Annotated in this window: 13 protein-coding genes; 8 read left to right on the top strand and 5 right to left on the bottom strand. The window is 50.9% G+C overall.

The features are described from left to right. Nucleotides 1–25: 25 nt before the first annotated feature. On the bottom strand, nt 26–574 hold the full coding sequence (gene seqA / locus AAGQ96_RS06135; RefSeq protein ID WP_147196273.1) for a replication initiation negative regulator SeqA: 549 nt from the start codon (nt 572–574) through the stop codon (nt 26–28). 244 nt (nt 575–818) lie between these two features. Between seqA and ybfF the strand changes: the two genes are divergently transcribed. From ybfF to fur, 4 genes are all read left to right on the top strand, one after another. Then, the gene (gene ybfF, locus AAGQ96_RS06130; RefSeq protein ID WP_342755074.1) at nt 819–1601 is read left to right on the top strand and encodes an esterase; all 783 of its coding nucleotides are present in this window, start codon (nt 819–821) and stop codon (nt 1599–1601) included. Nucleotides 1602–1730: 129 nt separating this feature from the next. Next, nucleotides 1731–2012, top strand: a complete 282-nt coding sequence (ybfE, locus tag AAGQ96_RS06125; RefSeq protein WP_147196269.1) for a LexA regulated protein — start codon at nt 1731–1733, stop codon at nt 2010–2012. Between the two features lie 141 nt (nt 2013–2153). Then, nucleotides 2154–2684 (top strand): flavodoxin FldA, encoded by a 531-nt coding sequence (fldA, locus tag AAGQ96_RS06120; RefSeq protein WP_147196268.1) that lies wholly within the window; start codon nt 2154–2156, stop codon nt 2682–2684. Between the two features lie 374 nt (nt 2685–3058). Further along, on the top strand, nt 3059–3502 hold the full coding sequence (gene fur, locus AAGQ96_RS06115; RefSeq protein WP_147196266.1) for a ferric iron uptake transcriptional regulator: 444 nt from the start codon (nt 3059–3061) through the stop codon (nt 3500–3502). 66 nt (nt 3503–3568) lie between these two features. Here the strand turns inward: fur and AAGQ96_RS06110 are convergent, their stop codons facing one another. From AAGQ96_RS06110 to nagE, 4 genes are all read right to left on the bottom strand, one after another. Next, nucleotides 3569–6229: a beta-N-acetylhexosaminidase gene (locus AAGQ96_RS06110; RefSeq protein WP_342755073.1), complete on the bottom strand. Its 2661-nt coding sequence runs from the start codon at nt 6227–6229 to the stop codon at nt 3569–3571. Between the two features lie 64 nt (nt 6230–6293). Then, on the bottom strand, nt 6294–7712 hold the full coding sequence (locus AAGQ96_RS06105; RefSeq protein WP_342755072.1) for an OprD family outer membrane porin: 1419 nt from the start codon (nt 7710–7712) through the stop codon (nt 6294–6296). 231 nt (nt 7713–7943) lie between these two features. Then, complete coding sequence (gene glnS / locus AAGQ96_RS06100) at nt 7944–9611, bottom strand: glutamine--tRNA ligase (RefSeq protein WP_147196260.1); 1668 nt, start codon at nt 9609–9611, stop codon at nt 7944–7946. A gap of 147 nt (nt 9612–9758) precedes the next feature. After that, entirely contained in the window at nt 9759–11792 is a 2034-nt protein-coding gene (gene nagE, locus AAGQ96_RS06095; protein WP_342755071.1) for an N-acetylglucosamine-specific PTS transporter subunit IIBC, read from the bottom strand. A gap of 337 nt (nt 11793–12129) precedes the next feature. Here nagE and nagB point away from each other — a divergent pair, with 337 nt between their 5' ends. The 4 genes from nagB to AAGQ96_RS06075 are packed head-to-tail and all read left to right on the top strand — an operon-like array spanning nt 12130 to nt 16146. Beyond that, nucleotides 12130–12930, top strand: a complete 801-nt coding sequence (gene nagB, locus AAGQ96_RS06090; RefSeq protein ID WP_147196256.1) for a glucosamine-6-phosphate deaminase — start codon at nt 12130–12132, stop codon at nt 12928–12930. Between the two features lie 54 nt (nt 12931–12984). After that, nucleotides 12985–14133: an N-acetylglucosamine-6-phosphate deacetylase gene (gene nagA, locus AAGQ96_RS06085; RefSeq protein WP_147196254.1), complete on the top strand. Its 1149-nt coding sequence runs from the start codon at nt 12985–12987 to the stop codon at nt 14131–14133. A 7-nt stretch (nt 14134–14140) separates the two neighbouring features. Beyond that, nucleotides 14141–15361 (top strand): N-acetylglucosamine repressor, encoded by a 1221-nt coding sequence (locus AAGQ96_RS06080; RefSeq protein WP_147196252.1) that lies wholly within the window; start codon nt 14141–14143, stop codon nt 15359–15361. A 32-nt stretch (nt 15362–15393) separates the two neighbouring features. Further along, on the top strand, nt 15394–16146 hold the full coding sequence (locus AAGQ96_RS06075) for an HAD-IIA family hydrolase (protein ID WP_147200552.1): 753 nt from the start codon (nt 15394–15396) through the stop codon (nt 16144–16146). The last annotated feature ends 186 nt before the right edge of the window (nt 16147–16332 follow it).

Raw genomic sequence — 16332 nt, 5'->3', positions numbered from 1 at the left:
TCTCCCTGACGCTAAAGTTTATCAGTTAGAGGGTGCCGCAAACTTTGTCTGCCAGTTCCGTCGGGAACTGCATTGACGACATGATATGTTCAACCATGCTGCGTTTGCGACCTGTGTTGGTATTGGTGATCACCCAGTACGGCGTCCCAGGAATATGCTGTGGCTTGGTATGGGTGCCGTTTTGTACCAGGGTCTGTTGATTACCTGCAAAGTAAACGCGCGTGCGGCCCAGAAGTGATTCTGTCGCGGCGGCAAATCCCTTGGGATCCAGATTGTATAAAGTCGACAAAATCAGCATAAAGCGGTTAACCGCTTTTTTCTGTTCAGCATACTCATCCGACAGCAGCAGCTCGCGAACCGCGCGAACGCGATCCTGCGGACGTGCTTCCTCTTTTACAGGCGCTGCGACTTTCTCGCCAGTCGCGCTGGAAACAGCGACAGGCGCAGCCGGCGCGCTTTGGCCTGCGGAAAATTTAAGCATGCGGCGCAAAATGTCAGAGGCGCTTTCACCAATATGCTGAGTGTGGCTGGCGATATAACGGTAGAGCTCTTCGTCGACTTCAATAGTTTTCATCTTGATCCAGTACGATTATTGCTGATAAGAGCTGATTCGGGCGCACCTCAAGTGGGTAGCGATCGTTCAACTCTAACACGAGGATTATAAAGTTAAATCCTGCCGGGGTGTAGCGCCAGCCCTGTTTGCCAGCAAAAGTCAGAATATGCCGCAAAAAGAGGGTCATGATTCATCTGGTCAGTCCGGCAGAGAATCGTGATTCCATGATACCCTAACCCCTCGTTTCCACTGTAAGAACTTTGCCATGAAATTGAATGCTCGCTTGCAATCTGAACAATCTGCGGTTTCTGACTCGCCCGTCGTGCTGATTCACGGCCTTTTTGGCAATCTGGATAATCTGGGCGTTCTGGCCCGCAGCCTGAAAAACGATCGTCCGGTGATCCAGCTGGACGTCCGCAACCATGGACTTTCTCCCCGTTCTGAAAAAATGGACTATCTGGAAATGGCTCAGGACGTGCTGGAAACGCTGGATGACGCGGGCGTAGAGCAGTTTGCGGTTATTGGGCATTCGATGGGCGGAAAAATTGCAATGGCGCTGGCTTCCCTCGCACCAGAACGCGTTGAACAGCTGGTGGTAATTGATATTGCGCCGGTCGCCTACCCTACCCGTCACCATGATGAGATTTTTGCGGCGCTAAATGCGGTAAGCGAAGCCGGCGTCACCTCGCGTAGCGAAGCGGCTGCCCTGATGCGCCAGACAATCAATGAAGAAGGGGTGATTCAATTCCTGTTAAAGTCCTTTCATGAAGGCCGCTGGCGATTTAATGTCCCTGCGCTGTGGCAATGCTATGATCAAATTATTGGCTGGCAACCGCTGCCTGCCTGGCAACGCCCGGCGCTGTTTATTCGCGGTGAACTCTCCGCTTATCTGGCGGAGGAATATCGTGAAGCACTGCTGAAACAGTTTCCTGCGGCACGCGCCCATGTGATTGCCGGCGCGGGTCACTGGGTGCATGCCGAAAAACCTGATGCTGTTTTACGCGCTATCAGCCGTTTTTTTGCTCAGCAGAAACAAAAAGGTTGTTAAAAAGCTAAATCATTGTCGTCACGACTTTCACTGGGGTATGATGGCGCGCTAAAATTTTGTCGCTGCCTCAACGACAGTGACATCATGGCTCAATCCATCAGAACTCCAGCCTTTCAGTATCACGATTCTATGGCAAAAGAAAACACGGACCGCACCACGATCGATCTGTTCGCAGATGAGCGTCGCCCGGGACGACCGAAAACCAATCCGCTGACGCGTGATGAGCAGTTGCGTATCAACAAACGCAATCAGCTTAAGCGTGATAAAGTGCGCGGGCTGAAGCGCGTGGAACTGAAAATGAACAGTGACGCGGTTGATGCTCTGAACCAGCTTGCCGAGCAGCGTAATATGAGCCGCAGCGAGCTGATTGAAGAAATGGTGATGGCCCAGCTGGCCCATCCTGAACGCTAATACGCTCATACAGCGGCAAAGCACAAAGCGACAAATGCGGACGGATTACTGATTTATCCCCCTGAATCTGTCTGCTATCATTGCCGTTAACACAAGCAGGCTAGCCGCCTCCATTATAAGTTTTAAGAGGTTATTAACATCATGGCAATCGTAGGCATTTTCTTTGGCAGCGATACGGGCAATACGGAAAACATTGCAAAAATGATCCAGAAGCAGCTCGGTAAAGAGGTTGCGGAAGTTCATGATATCGCTAAAAGCAGCAAAGAAGACCTTGAAGCCTTTGATATTTTACTGCTGGGCATCCCAACCTGGTATTACGGCGAAGCCCAGTGTGACTGGGACGATTTCTTCCCTACGCTGGAAGAGATCGACTTCAACGGTAAGCTGGTTGCGCTGTTTGGTTGTGGCGATCAGGAAGACTACGCAGAATACTTCTGCGATGCGATGGGCACTATCCGCGATATCATCGAGCCTAACGGCGCGGTCATCGTCGGTCACTGGCCAACCGAAGGATATCATTTTGAAGCCTCTAAAGGGCTGGCGGATGACAATCACTTCCTCGGCCTCGCCATCGATGAAGATCGTCAGCCGGAGTTGACCAACGAACGTACCGAAAAGTGGGTCAAACAGATTTATGAAGAACTCCAGCTGAAAGAGATTCTTGAGGCATAAGGAAAGGGCCTGATGTGCGAGCTATCTCACATCGGGTCACTGTTTTTTCCTATAGAAGTAATAGGTACATATTTGTAACTTTCATCTGCAAAACTGTAGAATAACGCCATCGGTCACCCAGCTCATCAATATGCCTTACGCCCTGGCGGCGGCAGCGATGAGGCAGCGCGAAATGTTAACTCAGCGAAAATGGGTACTTGCTTTCCCGGACGTAACGACTTTTCATCCTTACTTCCCTCAACGGTTGCGCAATCCCGCTGTGGTTTCTATTTCGAAGCATCAGTTCTATAATGAGACGCTCAGCTTTTGCGTCGACCGATGCTCAGGGCTTTTCAGCCACTTAGTGACTAGCAAAGTAACAGGACAATATCCGCATGACTGACAATAACACCGCATTAAAGAAGGCCGGCCTGAAAGTCACGCTTCCCCGACTGAAAATTCTGGAAGTGCTTCAGGAACCAGAGAGCCATCACGTCAGTGCGGAAGATTTATATAAACGCCTGATCGATATGGGCGAAGAAATTGGTCTGGCGACGGTTTACCGCGTTCTGAACCAGTTTGACGACGCGGGTATCGTGACCCGTCATAATTTTGAAGGCGGTAAATCTGTTTTCGAACTGACGCAGCAGCATCATCACGATCATCTTATCTGCCTGGACTGCGGTAAAGTGATCGAGTTCAGCGATGAATCAATCGAAACCCGTCAGCGTGATATCGCCGAACGTCACGGCATCAAGCTCAGCAACCATAGCCTCTATTTGTATGGTCACTGCGCAACCGGCGACTGCCGCGAAGACGAATCACTGCACGATAAGTAAGCTGTGCAAGTAAAGAACCGGTGAAATTCACCGGTTTTTTTTCGTCTGCTGTTCAGATTTTGTAAATCAGTTTGTCAGCGTTTCACTCCGGCTAAAGCGCTTGCCGTCGCTGCTGACCGCTCTCACCATCGCCTTCCCCTTCACCTCAGGTTGCGCGGCCTGGTCATAGCGCTGCCAGCTTTTTCCCTCGTCAAGCGAGTAGTCGATAGCAATCCCTGGCAATGCGATGTTGGCTTCCAGCTTGCCAGCAACGATGCGTGCGCCCGGCACCGGCAGACGGTAGTGAATACCTGATTTATCCAGTTTTGCCAGCTCACGCTGCCCCAACAGATTAGCAAATCGCTGCCAGTCTTTTCGCTGCGCCTGGTGGTCAACATGCGCTGTTTCCCCACCGATATATTCTCTGCCCGGCTGATAATCCTGCTCCCATGCAGCACGATGCCAGGCCCGCTCGGCAACCGAAACAACGCGAGGAAAGATCATATATTCCATCTGATCGTCGGTCCGCACGGTTTCACTCCACAGCTGGGCGGATAAGCCATAAGCGCCCGGCCAGGCTTTATCCGATTTCGCGGAAAAAGGTTTGCCGTCGCGGTCTACGGAGGTTTCTGCGTTTTGTGGCAGGTTATTCGGCGCAAAGCTGAACATTTTACGCTCATCGCTAAAGCGCGTTCCCCAGTAGTAACCGCGCTCCAGCGGATTCACCTCATACGGAAAATCCATATAGACATAGTCCGGGTTAGAGACAATGACCTGATAACCTTTGTTCGCCCAGTCATTGGCTGAATCAAAGCCGCCCCAGTACAGCGTATCCCAGAAGTTAACCGCAACGTGCTCCGTGGCAAAGGCCTGAGAACTTTCGGCATCCTTCAGGCCATCCTGCCACGCCTGCATTCTGCCAATGCCGTGCTGTTTCACCTGCTGACTGACCTGTCGCGCAAAGTAGCTGGGCAAATGTTCCATGTCCTCGACTTTGCCATCTTTGATCATGGCCTGACAGACCTGTGATTTCGCCCACGGCTTATCCTCTTTACTCATGTCGAGCAGGCCGGTTCCCGCAACAGGTTTATTTATATCGGAATAGCCGGTGCCGAAACGAATATTTTTGGCCTCGTCACCGCCAAAGTGCCAGGTGTTGATCGGCTGCCCGGCTTCACGATGCATCGCCTGGATTTCACTGATGACTTTATCGGTGAAGCGCAGGGACGAAGCCAGGCAAGGATTAAGATAGCTGGTACGATCGTAGAGCTGTACTGAAGTCGTATTCGAATTATCGGTCGGATCGACCAGACGATACTGGGAGGCTTCAGCGGTTTTCCCTTGTGCCATTAGCCTGTTATAACGTGCCTCCATTGAGATGACGGCTGCGCGCGCGTGCGCAGGCATGTCGATTTCCGGGATCACTTCAATGCCACGCGCCGCCGCATATTTCACTATCGCGATATAATCCTGACGGCTGAAATAGCCGCTACCGTTGTTATCACTTTCCGGCCCTGAACCCAGCTGCGGCAGTAAACAGCGTTGCTCGCTGAGATCGTGACAGCGTTTACTGCCTACCTCGGTCAGTTCCGGCAGGCCGGGGATCTCAATTCTCCAGCCTTCATCATCACTAAGGTGGAAATGGAACACGTTGATTTTCCAGGCCGCCAGCTGGTCTAACATGCGCATTATCGCGGCTTTGCTGTGAAAGTTACGAGCCACATCCAGGAAAACGCCACGATACGCAAAGCGTGGGGCGTCACTGGCTTGCAAAGTGGCGATTTTCGCACTGCCGTCGGCAGGAAGCAGCGAGAGGATTGACTGCAAACCATAAAACACGCCGCTCTGATCGTAACCGACCACTTCCGCTTTTTCTTTGCCGATGGTCAGATGATAACCACCCGCAACCGCCAGCGTTTTGCTCAGCGTATCCCCCGCAATGCGGGTGGAAATTTTATAGCCCTTCTCCTGCTCTTTCAGTCCCAGTAGCTCAAAACGTTGTTTTACCGCCAGCGCTTTATCAGCAGAAAGCGCAGCCAGATCAAGCCTGACGCCCTTTGACAGATCAGCATCCTCAGGCAGAATGTTAACCTGTAATGGCGTTGGTACAATCTGCCCTCGCAACGCTGAAGCAGGAAGCGGGATCACATCACTGTTTTTCTCCAAGCGGCTGGCAGCGTCCATCAGTACATTTTTATCATCCGCAATACGCTTCCACCGATCGCCGAAAGGCTCGACAAAATTCGTTAGTGTTTCCGAATCAGTGCTGGTGATAACTTTTGGCCTGGCATCCCCCGACGTGACATACCAGCGCGGCATCACGTCAGTGATAAACAGCTGCCAGTATTCATTAATTATCGGGATTTCCACCGATTCACCCGCCGCAAAACCTTTGAATTTTTCTGTAGGTTCCAGTCGCGTTAAGTCCCCAACGATATGCACCATGCGGAACTGGTCGTTTTCCACCTTCAGCGTTTGATGAACGTTAGACATGTAAATTGCCCAGTCCCGACTGTTTATCGCCGGACCTGGATTCGTTAACGTAATGGTAGCCCGGTTACAGGAGGCCCAGTCGGCACCCAGTGCAGCACAATCCACCCCGTGCAGTGCGGCCTGATTATCGGTGACGTTATACTTCACATCGAATTGACTAATCCGATCGACAATTTTCTGGTCCGCAAGCGCGGCATGAGTTCCTGATACTGACATCAACGCTACTGCAACAAGACTGGCCTTGAACCTGTTCATCCGTATTCCTTGTCCGTGAGTAAGAGATTTATTCGATTTTCTGCGCAACATGCCGCACCGGCGCTTATGGCCTGCCCGGCTCAAAAATAGTGAAAGGTGCCATCACAATGAATTTAAGGTCTTTTTCATCCTGGAAAATGTTGCCGTAGCCGCCGCCCCAGCTTGGGATATCGGAATGATTTTGATAGCGGGTATAATGCAGCTTGAATGAGGTGCCTTTGATCGGCCCTTGCTGCACGTTATAGAGCAGATCCAGATTCCAGGCAGACTCTTTCAGCCGGCTGTGTTGGTCATAAAGCGGATTCGTTGAGGGTCGCGCATCCCAGCCGTAGGCATATGACGTTCCAACCGCCCAGCCCGGCAGCTGCCAGTTTTTCAGGTCATACATCACGCCAGCGAACAGGGCTTTTTCACCATTGGCATTGAAATCCGAACGCGAGTCCCACCACACGTCAAGCCGTCCATTCGAGCTGGCATAACCGGGCGTCATGCGTTGCAGAAAAAACCCCTGATTGCCGTTGGCTTTGACCATCGTCCCTTCAAGACGAAAATCGAGCGGGCCTGCCGTATAGCCCAGCGTCAGTGCCTGTAACCAGGCCAGCCCGTTATACACGTCGTTAGGGTTAGCCGCCCCGCCATGCTCTTTGTCCTGTGCGCCGTAAAATTGCCAGCTGGCGCGAAGATCGTTTCCTGCAACCGGGAAGGCCCAGGAAACCTTACTAAAATATTGATCCATGTAGTCAGCGGCCTGACCCATTGCGCCTTCAATAATTAAATTGTTTTTAAAATCATATTTAGCGCCAATGGAGTGCAGATAAGATATGCCGGTTTTTCCGTCAGCTTTACGGAATTGATACATATTGCGATACCATGGCGCTTTATATTCATCGCTCCACATATAGGAAACAGACAGCGCGCCCGCTTCCGCGAAATCATATATTGCACCAGCTTCTATTCCCCGGTAAGTTCCGGGCAGAAAGCTCCAGTGCGGGGCCAGTAATGTTTGCCCAGCGGGCTGGATATAACCAGCACGTAACCAGTAATCCTGAATTTTAACTTTTACCGCCGCTTTATAAATAGTTGCGCCGTTTTTATCACCGCGCCACTTTTCATCCCAGCGGGTTTTGGCATCGCTAAACGCAATCTCGTTAGGCGCCGCTGGCCCCTTCCCTGACATTTCCATTACGCCAAATGCTGCCAGATCTAAGCCAATGACATCTGCTGCATAACCCGATGAGAAGTCGAGACTGCCATTAAAAGTAGAATGATGAAGATTCTGTTGATATTGCCCATAATGGTTACTGGCAGGATCCGTCTCTTTACGTTCACGATGACGTTGCCAGTAATAAAGATTTGCGTTCATTGTGCCATCATCAATAAATCCAGCAGCTTCTGCCTGAGTGGAATAGAGCGTTCCACTAAAAGCGATGACTGAAACGATAGCGATGCCCAAAGAATTTCGAAAAAAAACAGAATGCTGCATATAAAAATCCTTTTTCTTATAAAATATTTAACTAAAAAATATTTTAATTCCCATCATGAAAGCTTCCGACATACTATTTTTCGCGGCGCGAATTATCAATTAATAGTGATATTTTAATGAGAAAAACATGACCAAAAACATGTTATATTTTTATTGTAAGAGATGAGTTAATAAAATGAAGTGAAAAAAAACGCGACCCGAGGGTCGCGTTGTTCTGCTCAGCAAGAGTATTTACTCGCCGGTTTTTGTCCAGGTATCACGCAGGCCAACCGTACGGTTAAACACCAGCTTGCTGCTGGTAGAATACAGGCTGTCAGCACAGAAATAGCCCTCGCGCTCAAACTGATAAGGGCTTGAAGGCTGCGCCTGTTGCAGACCAGGCTCGACAAAGCCCTGACGGATAACCAGCGACTCCGGGTTAATGGTCGTCAGGAAATCTTCTGCCGCAGCCGGATTCGGTACGCTAAACAGGCGATCGTAAAGACGGAACTCAACGGGCAGCGCATGTTCAGCAGAAACCCAGTGGATCACACCTTTTACCTTGCGGCCGTCAGCCGGATCTTTACTCAGCGTATCAATATCGCAGGTGCAGAACAGGCAGGTGATATTGCCTTCTTCGTCCTTCGCTACGCGCTCTGCTTTAATCACATAGGCGTTGCGCAGGCGAACTTCTTTGCCCAGCACCAGACGCTTGTAATGTTTATTAGCTTCTTCACGGAAGTCAGCACGATCGATGTAAATTTCACGACTGAATGGCACTTCACGCGTTCCCATTTCCGGTTTATTCGGATGGTTCGGCATGGTGAGAATTTCTTCGTGATTCGCCGGCAGGTTTTCAATGACCAGCTTCAACGGATCGAGAACCGCCATCGCGCGCGGCGCATTTTCGTTAAGATCGTCACGGATGCAGGATTCAAGCGACGCCATTTCAACAATGTTGTCCTGTTTGGTCACACCGATACGGCGACAAAACTCGCGGATAGACGCGGCAGAATAGCCACGACGGCGCAAACCGGAAACGGTTAGCATGCGCGGATCGTCCCAGCCTTCAACCACTTTTTCCGTCACCAGCAGGTTCAGCTTACGCTTGGACATGATGGCGTATTCGAGATTCAGACGTGAAAATTCGTACTGACGCGGATGAGCAGGGATCGTGATGTTGTCCAGCACCCAGTCATACAGACGGCGGTTATCCTGGAACTCCAGCGTACAAAGTGAATGCGTAATCCCTTCCAGCGCATCGGAAATGCAGTGGGTGAAATCATACATCGGATAGATGCACCACTTGTTGCCGGTCTGATGGTGTTCAGCAAACTTGATACGGTACAGAACCGGATCGCGCATTACGATAAAGTTGGAAGCCATATCAATTTTGGCACGCAGGCAGGCAGTACCCTCGGCGAACTCACCGTTACGCATTTTTTCAAACAGCGCCAGGTTCTCTTCAACGCTGCGATCGCGATAAGGACTGTTTTTACCCGGAGAAGTTAGGGTGCCGCGATATTCACGGATTTGCTCCGGCGTCAGCTCATCAACATAGGCCAGGCCTTTGTTAATTAACTCGACGGCGTAATTGTGCAGCTGATCAAAGTAGTCAGATGAGTAACGGACGTCGCCACTCCACTCGAAGCCCAGCCATTGCACATCGTGTTTGATTGACTCAACGTATTCCAGATCTTCTTTAACCGGGTTGGTATCATCAAAACGCAGGTTGCATTGCCCCTGATAATCTTGTGCGATACCAAAGTTAAGGCAGATAGATTTGGCGTGGCCAATGTGCAGATAGCCGTTTGGCTCCGGCGGAAAACGGGTTTGCACGCTTGTGTGCTTGCCGGTCGCCAGATCTTCGTCGATGATCTGACGAATAAAGTTAGTTGGGCGGGCTTCAGCCTCACTCATCTCAATTTCCTCAGGAATGCTAAATTAGTGCGTGAAATAACGGAGTATGATCCACAAAGCCACGAAGGGAAACAACCGTTTGTTAGTATACAGGAAAAAAAAGGGCAGGAATCGCTTCCTGCCCTGGGCATTTCGTTAAATCAGGACTCAGTTTTTAACTTCATAAACAGGCGTTTCTCCGGCAACCACCGTGGTTCCGGCCAGCAGCCTGATTCCGCTGAAGTCGTCAATGTTACTGACCACCACCGGGCTGATCATTGAACGCGCATTTGCATTGAGGAAATCCAGATCCATTTCAAGGACCGGCTGTCCGGTTGTGACCTGTGCGCCCTCTTCAACCAGGCGACTAAAGCCCTTCCCTTCCAGCGCCACGGTGTCGAGGCCCATATGAACGACGACCTCAATACCGCTATCGGTTTCCAGGCAGAACGCATGGTTAGTATTGAAAATTTTCACTACGGTACCGCTGGCGGGTGAAACCACAGTGCTGCTGGTAGGCTTGATAGCCAGTCCATCGCCTACAGCTTTGCTGGCAAACGCTTCATCAGGAACCTGTTCCAGCGCAACCACTTCGCCGCTAACTGGCGCGACCAGCGTAGCAACCACCCCCGTCACCTTGTTTGGTACAAAAGCGGGTACAACCGGAGCCGCCGCAACCCCGGCCGACACCGGCGCACTCGCTGCGCTAACCGGGCCTGTCGCCAGCACGGTTTTCATCGCCGAGGCAATGGTTTCGGCCCGCGTACCGACAATAATCTGCACGCTCTGTTTGTTAAGACGAATCACGCCCGACGCTCCCAACCGTTTGGCCAGTGATTCGTTAACCGCATTACTGTCCTTAACGTTCAGGCGTAAACGCGTAATACAGGCATCAATGGCAGTCAGATTGTCGGAGCCGCCTGCGGCGCTAACATAGTGGCGAGCTAACGATTCTGTTTCTGATTCTCCATTGCCCGTCTTATCAACATTTACGTCATAACCATCGGTTTCATCGCCTTCAACAGCCAGCTCGCGGCCAGGCGTTAACAGGTTGAATTTTTTGATAGTAAAACGGAATACCACGTAATAGATAACAAAGAACACTAAGCCCTGCGGGATCAGCATATACCAGTGCGTCGCCAGTGGATTGCGCGACTGTAGCACCATATCCACCAAACCGGCGCTAAAGCCGAAGCCTGAAATCCAGTGCATGCTTGCAGCGATGTAAACAGAGAGACCCGTTAGCACGGCATGAATGAAATACAACACCGGAGCCACAAACATAAAGGAGAATTCCAGCGGCTCGGTGATACCGGTAAAGAAAGCGGCAAACGCAGCGGCCAGCATAATCCCGCCGACTTTGGCGCGGTTTTCCGGACGTGAGCATTGATAAATTGCCAGCGCGGCACCCGGTAAGCCGAACATCATCACCGGGAAGAAACCGGCCTGATAACGCCCCGTAATGCCTACCACGGCTTTACCGCTTTCCAGCGACTGAGCGCCGCCCAGGAAATTAGGAATATCGTTAATACCCGCGACGTCAAACCAGAATACGGAGTTCAGCGCATGATGCAGACCAACCGGAATCAGCAAACGGTTAAAGAATGCATAAACACCCGCGCCCGCGGAGCCGAGCTTCTGAATATGCTCACCAAAGCTGACCAGGCCGCCAAAGATTAACGGCCAGACGTACATCAGGATAAAGGCGATTAGAATCATCAGGAAGGAGACCAGAATCGGCACCAGACGACGACCGCTGAAGAAAGAGAGCGCCTTAGGAAGTTCAACGTGGCTGAAGCGGTTGTACATTTCGGCAGAAATGATCCCGACCATGATGCCTACAAACTGGTTTTCGATTTTACCGAAAGCCGCAGGCACCTGATCGACCGGGATTTTCTGAATCATAGAGACCGCAGCAGGTGAACACAGCGTCGTGACCACCAGGAAGCCGACAAAGCCGGTCAACGCAGCGGCACCGTCTTTGTCTTTTGACATTCCATAAGCCACGCCGATCGCAAACAGCACCGACATATGTTCAATGATTGCGGCACCGGACTTGATCAGTAAGGCCGCAAAAGCGTTGCCTGCACCCCATGCATCCGGGTCCAGCCAGTAGCCGATCCCCATCAGGATTGCGGCAGCAGGTAGCGTCGCTACCGGCACCATCAGTGCCCTGCCTACTTTTTGCAAATAACTAAGCATTTCCCTCTTCCCCCTGTGAGCCCCGTTGAAGCGTCAAAACCCGTTTCGTTTTTATCATGGTAAAAATGTCATATTGATAACGACAGAATAATGCGGTGGAGTGTAGTGAAAAATTAATTCGTTACGCAAATTAAAACCCTCACTTCTGTGATTTTTATCACCTAAAACCGCTTTTTTATTCGCCTGGCACTGGTCATGCATAGCAACTTATTTTATGATCTAAAAAATCATTACGGTTTTATCCCTCGCGGATATCAGCCCTGACGCGATACGCTTTATCTTAGCAGTAAGGGCACCGTCAGACGCTTTTCAAAATCTGTTTTTAATGAGGTAATACATGAGACTGATCCCTCTGGCAACGCCAGCCCAGGTCGGAAAATGGGCAGCACGTCATATCGTAAATCGCATTAACGCCTTCCAGCCGACTGCTGAACGCCCTTTTGTGCTTGGACTGCCTACCGGCGGCACGCCGCTGGAAGCCTACCGCCATCTGGTTGACATGCATAAAGCGGGCCAGGTTAGCTTTAAACACGTTGTGACTTTCAACATGGATGAATACGTCGGTTTGCCAAAAGAACATCCAGAAAGCTACCACAGTTTTATGCACCGCAATTTTTTCGATCATGTTGATATTTCACCTGAAAATATCAATCTTCTGAATGGCAATGCGCCTGATATTGACGCAGAATGTCGCCAGTATGAAGAGAAAATCCGCGCTTACGGCAAAATCCATCTGTTCATGGGCGGCGTAGGCAACGACGGTCATATCGCCTTCAACGAACCGGCTTCATCGCTGGCTTCACGCACCCGTATTAAAACCCTGACTCAGGATACGCGCCTTGCTAATTCTCGCTTCTTCGATGGCGATGTTGATCAGGTTCCAAAATACGCGTTAACCGTGGGTGTTGGCACCCTGCTGGATGCTGAAGAAGTGATGATTTTGGTGACGGGTCATGTAAAAGCTCAGGCGCTTCAGGCTGCGGTAGAAGGCAATGTGAACCATATGTGGACCATTAGTTGCCTGCAATTGCATGCCAAAGCGGTTGTGGTGTGTGACGAACCCGCCACGATGGAGCTGAAAGTTAAAACGGTTAAATACTTCCGCGAAATGGAAGCGGAAAACGTCAAAAATCTGTAAATCATCGACACACCGTTATCGGGCGTGATGCCTGATAACACCGGGAGAAAATGTATGTACGCTTTAACCCATGGTCGTATTTATACCGGCCACGAAGTACTGGACAATCATGCTGTTGTTATTGCTGATGGAATGATTGAGCGAGTTTGTCCTCTTGAGGCGCTTCCTGCTGGCACAGAAACCCGTGATGTTAATGGCGCGCTAATTGCTCCCGGTTTTATTGACCTGCAGCTAAACGGCTGCGGCGGCGTCCAGTTCAATGATGATATCAATGCCATCAGCGTTGAAACCCTGACCGTGATGCAGCGGGCAAATGAGAAGTCGGGCTGTACCAGCTTCTTGCCTACGCTGATTACCAGTACTGATGAACTGATCAAACGTGCCGTTGAGGTGATGCGTGCTTATCTTGCGCAAAATGCTAATCAGGCGCTTGGGCTGCACCTTGAAGGCCCGTGGCTTAATCCATTGAAGAAGGGGACGCACGATCCCGCGTTGATCCGCAAGCCGGATGCCGCGCTGGTCGATTTCCTTTGTGAAAACGCCGATGTCATTGCAAAGATTACGCTGGCACCAGAACAGGTCGACAGTGAGATCATCACGCGACTGAGCAAAGCGGGCATTGTCATTTCCGCCGGACATTCCTACGCCACCAGCGACGAAGCGCGTGAAGGGATTTCTGCCGGGATCAGTTTCGCCACCCATTTATATAACGCGATGCCGCCTATTACGGGTCGCGAGCCGGGCTTGATCGGCACTCTGTTCGATTCACCTGACGTCTGGTGCGGCATTATCGCTGATGGTTTACACGTCAACTACGTTAATATTCGTAATGCAAAACGCCTGAAAGGCGACAAATTAATTCTGGTTACTGACGCCACTGCGCCAGCAGGTGCAGCCATTGACCAGTTCATTTTTGCAGGAAAAACAATATACTATCGGGATGGTCTTTGCGTTGACGAACAGGGTACGCTCAGTGGTTCTGCCTTAACGATGATCGAAGCTGTGGCGAACAGCGTCGAACATGCGGGTATTTCACTGGAAGAATCACTGCGGATGGCAACGCTTTATCCAGCGCGCGCTATGGGTGTAGAGGATAAGTTAGGTTCAGTTACGGCCGGAAAAGTAGCGAATCTGACGGTTTTCACCCGTGACTATCAAATAATCCAGACTTTCGTTAATGGTGACGAAGTCTTAAGCGAGTAGAAACTGAATGACCACTGGCGGCCAGGCTCAAATAGGAAATGTCGATCTTGTAAAACAACTCAACAGCGCGGCCGTTTATCGGCTTATCGACCAGCAAGGGCCGATATCGCGCATTAAGATCGCCGAACTCAGCCAGCTAGCGCCCGCCAGCGTCACAAAAATCACTCGTCAGCTTATTGAACGCGGGCTGATTAAAGAAGTCGATCAGCAGGCCTCCACCGGAGGCCGCCGCGCTATCTCTATCATCACCGAAACGCGGGGCTTTAATACCATCGGCATTCGTCTGGGCCGAAATGACGCCACGCTCTCCCTGTTTGATCTCAGCGGTAAGTCACTGGCGCAGGATGACTATCCCCTCCCCGAACGAACCCAGGAAACGCTGGAAAATGCGCTGTTTAGCGCTATCGCCCGCTTTATTGAGCAGCACCAGCGTAAGATACGAGAGCTGATTGCCATTTCGGTGATCTTACCCGGCCTGGTTGACCCGGATAATGGCGTCATCCGTTATATGCCGCATATTCATGTGCATCACTGGCCGCTCGTCGCTAATCTGCAACAGCGCTTTAATGTCACCAGCTTCGTGGGACACGATATCCGTAGCCTGGCGCTTGCGGAGCACTACTTCGGTGCATCACGCGACTGTGCGGACTCTATTTTAGTGCGAGTTCATCGCGGAACCGGTGCCGGGATCATCGCAAACGGCCATATTTTTCTTGGCAGCAATGGGAATGTTGGCGAACTGGGTCATATTCAGGTTGATCCGCTCGGCGAGCGTTGCCACTGTGGCAATTTCGGCTGCCTGGAAACGATTGCCGCCAACGGTGCTATCGAAAACCGCGTCCGTCAGTTATTGACTCGCGGCTATCCCAGCATACTGAGTATGGATGACTGCCAGATCGCGAAGATTTGTAAGGCCGCTAACCGGGGCGATGCGCTGGCAGCTGAAGTTATTGAATATGTCGGCCGTCATCTTGGAAAAGCAATCGCTATCGCTATCAACTTATTCAATCCACAAAAGGTGGTTGTTGCCGGTGAGATAACGGAAGCAGATAAAATTCTGCTACCGGCGATTCAAGGCTGCATCAATACTCAGGTGCTAAAAGCCTTCCGAAAGAATCTGCCGGTGGTGCGTTCTGAAATCGATCATCGTTCAGCGATTGGCGCTTTTGCGCTGGCGAAGCGCGCTATGCTGAACGGCATCCTATTACAACATTTACTGGAAAGTTAATGAGCACTCTGACTCTGAATGACAGCGAAAAGATGACGATAAAAAACGTGATCTGCGATATTGATGGCGTGCTGATGCATGACAACACCGCAGTGCCTGGGGCGAATGAGTTTTTGCAGCGTATTCTGGATAAAGGTATGCCGCTGGTCGTGCTGACCAATTATCCTTCTCAGACTGCCCTTGACCTCGCTAACCGCTTCTCTTCTGCCGGTATCGAACTGCCCGAAAGCGTCTTTTATACGTCAGCGATGGCAACCGCCGATTTCCTGCGCCGTCAGGAAGGAAAAAAAGCCTATGTGGTTGGCGAAGGCGCGCTTATTCATGAACTTTATAAAGCCGGTTTCACCATTACCGATATCAACCCGGATTTCGTTATCGTTGGTGAAACCCGCTCGTTTAACTGGGATATGATGCAAAAAGCGGCCTGGTTTGTTGCCAACGGCGCGCGGTTTATTGCAACAAACCCGGACACCCACGCTCGCGGCTTTGTGCCTGCCTGCGGCGCGCTGTGTGCGGGTATTGAAAGAATTTCAGGCCGTACGCCTTTCTATGTTGGTAAACCCAGCCCGTGGATTATGCGGGCGGCACTGAACAAGATGCAGGCTCACTCGGAAGAGACCGTTATTGTTGGCGATAATCTGCGTACCGATATTCTGGCTGGTTTCCAGGCCGGATTGGAAACGATTTTGGTGCTGTCTGGCGTTTCAACATTAAGCGACATTGATGCGATGCCGTTCCGGCCCAGCTGGGTTTTCCCGTCCGTTGCGGATATCGATATCCTGTAAATTCCCGCCCGGCCACTGCGTCGGGTTTTTTTACCTTAACAAGCTGATTAATTATTAACCTGATTTGCAATAAATTTATCGATTCGATAATAAAAAACCCCTTCCATTGAATAATCACTAAAAATATCACCTGGGCAACAGCCTTTTTTCCAAAGAAAGGCTAAAACGCTTGCATCAGGATAGCGA

Origin of the sequence: Pantoea sp. MBD-2R (assembly GCF_039134845.1) — a bacterium.
GTDB lineage: Bacteria > Pseudomonadota > Gammaproteobacteria > Enterobacterales > Enterobacteriaceae > Erwinia.
The sequence above is the reverse complement of the archived record's forward strand: the minus strand, read 5'-3'. Positions and strand labels throughout refer to the sequence as shown.

Coding starts and splice junctions, on each gene's coding strand:
- fur (WP_147196266.1), top strand. CDS start 3,059: ATGACTGACAATAACACCGCATTAAAGAAGGCCGGCCTGAAAGTCACG.
- ybfE (WP_147196269.1), top strand. CDS start 1,731: ATGGCAAAAGAAAACACGGACCGCACCACGATCGATCTGTTCGCAGAT.
- nagE (WP_342755071.1), bottom strand. CDS start 11,792: ATGCTTAGTTATTTGCAAAAAGTAGGCAGGGCACTGATGGTGCCGGTA.
- AAGQ96_RS06075 (WP_147200552.1), top strand. CDS start 15,394: ATGACGATAAAAAACGTGATCTGCGATATTGATGGCGTGCTGATGCAT.
- AAGQ96_RS06110 (WP_342755073.1), bottom strand. CDS start 6,229: ATGAACAGGTTCAAGGCCAGTCTTGTTGCAGTAGCGTTGATGTCAGTA.
- seqA (WP_147196273.1), bottom strand. CDS start 574: ATGAAAACTATTGAAGTCGACGAAGAGCTCTACCGTTATATCGCCAGC.
- ybfF (WP_342755074.1), top strand. CDS start 819: ATGAAATTGAATGCTCGCTTGCAATCTGAACAATCTGCGGTTTCTGAC.
- glnS (WP_147196260.1), bottom strand. CDS start 9,611: ATGAGTGAGGCTGAAGCCCGCCCAACTAACTTTATTCGTCAGATCATC.
- AAGQ96_RS06080 (WP_147196252.1), top strand. CDS start 14,141: ATGACCACTGGCGGCCAGGCTCAAATAGGAAATGTCGATCTTGTAAAA.
- nagB (WP_147196256.1), top strand. CDS start 12,130: ATGAGACTGATCCCTCTGGCAACGCCAGCCCAGGTCGGAAAATGGGCA.
- nagA (WP_147196254.1), top strand. CDS start 12,985: ATGTACGCTTTAACCCATGGTCGTATTTATACCGGCCACGAAGTACTG.
- AAGQ96_RS06105 (WP_342755072.1), bottom strand. CDS start 7,712: ATGCAGCATTCTGTTTTTTTTCGAAATTCTTTGGGCATCGCTATCGTT.
- fldA (WP_147196268.1), top strand. CDS start 2,154: ATGGCAATCGTAGGCATTTTCTTTGGCAGCGATACGGGCAATACGGAA.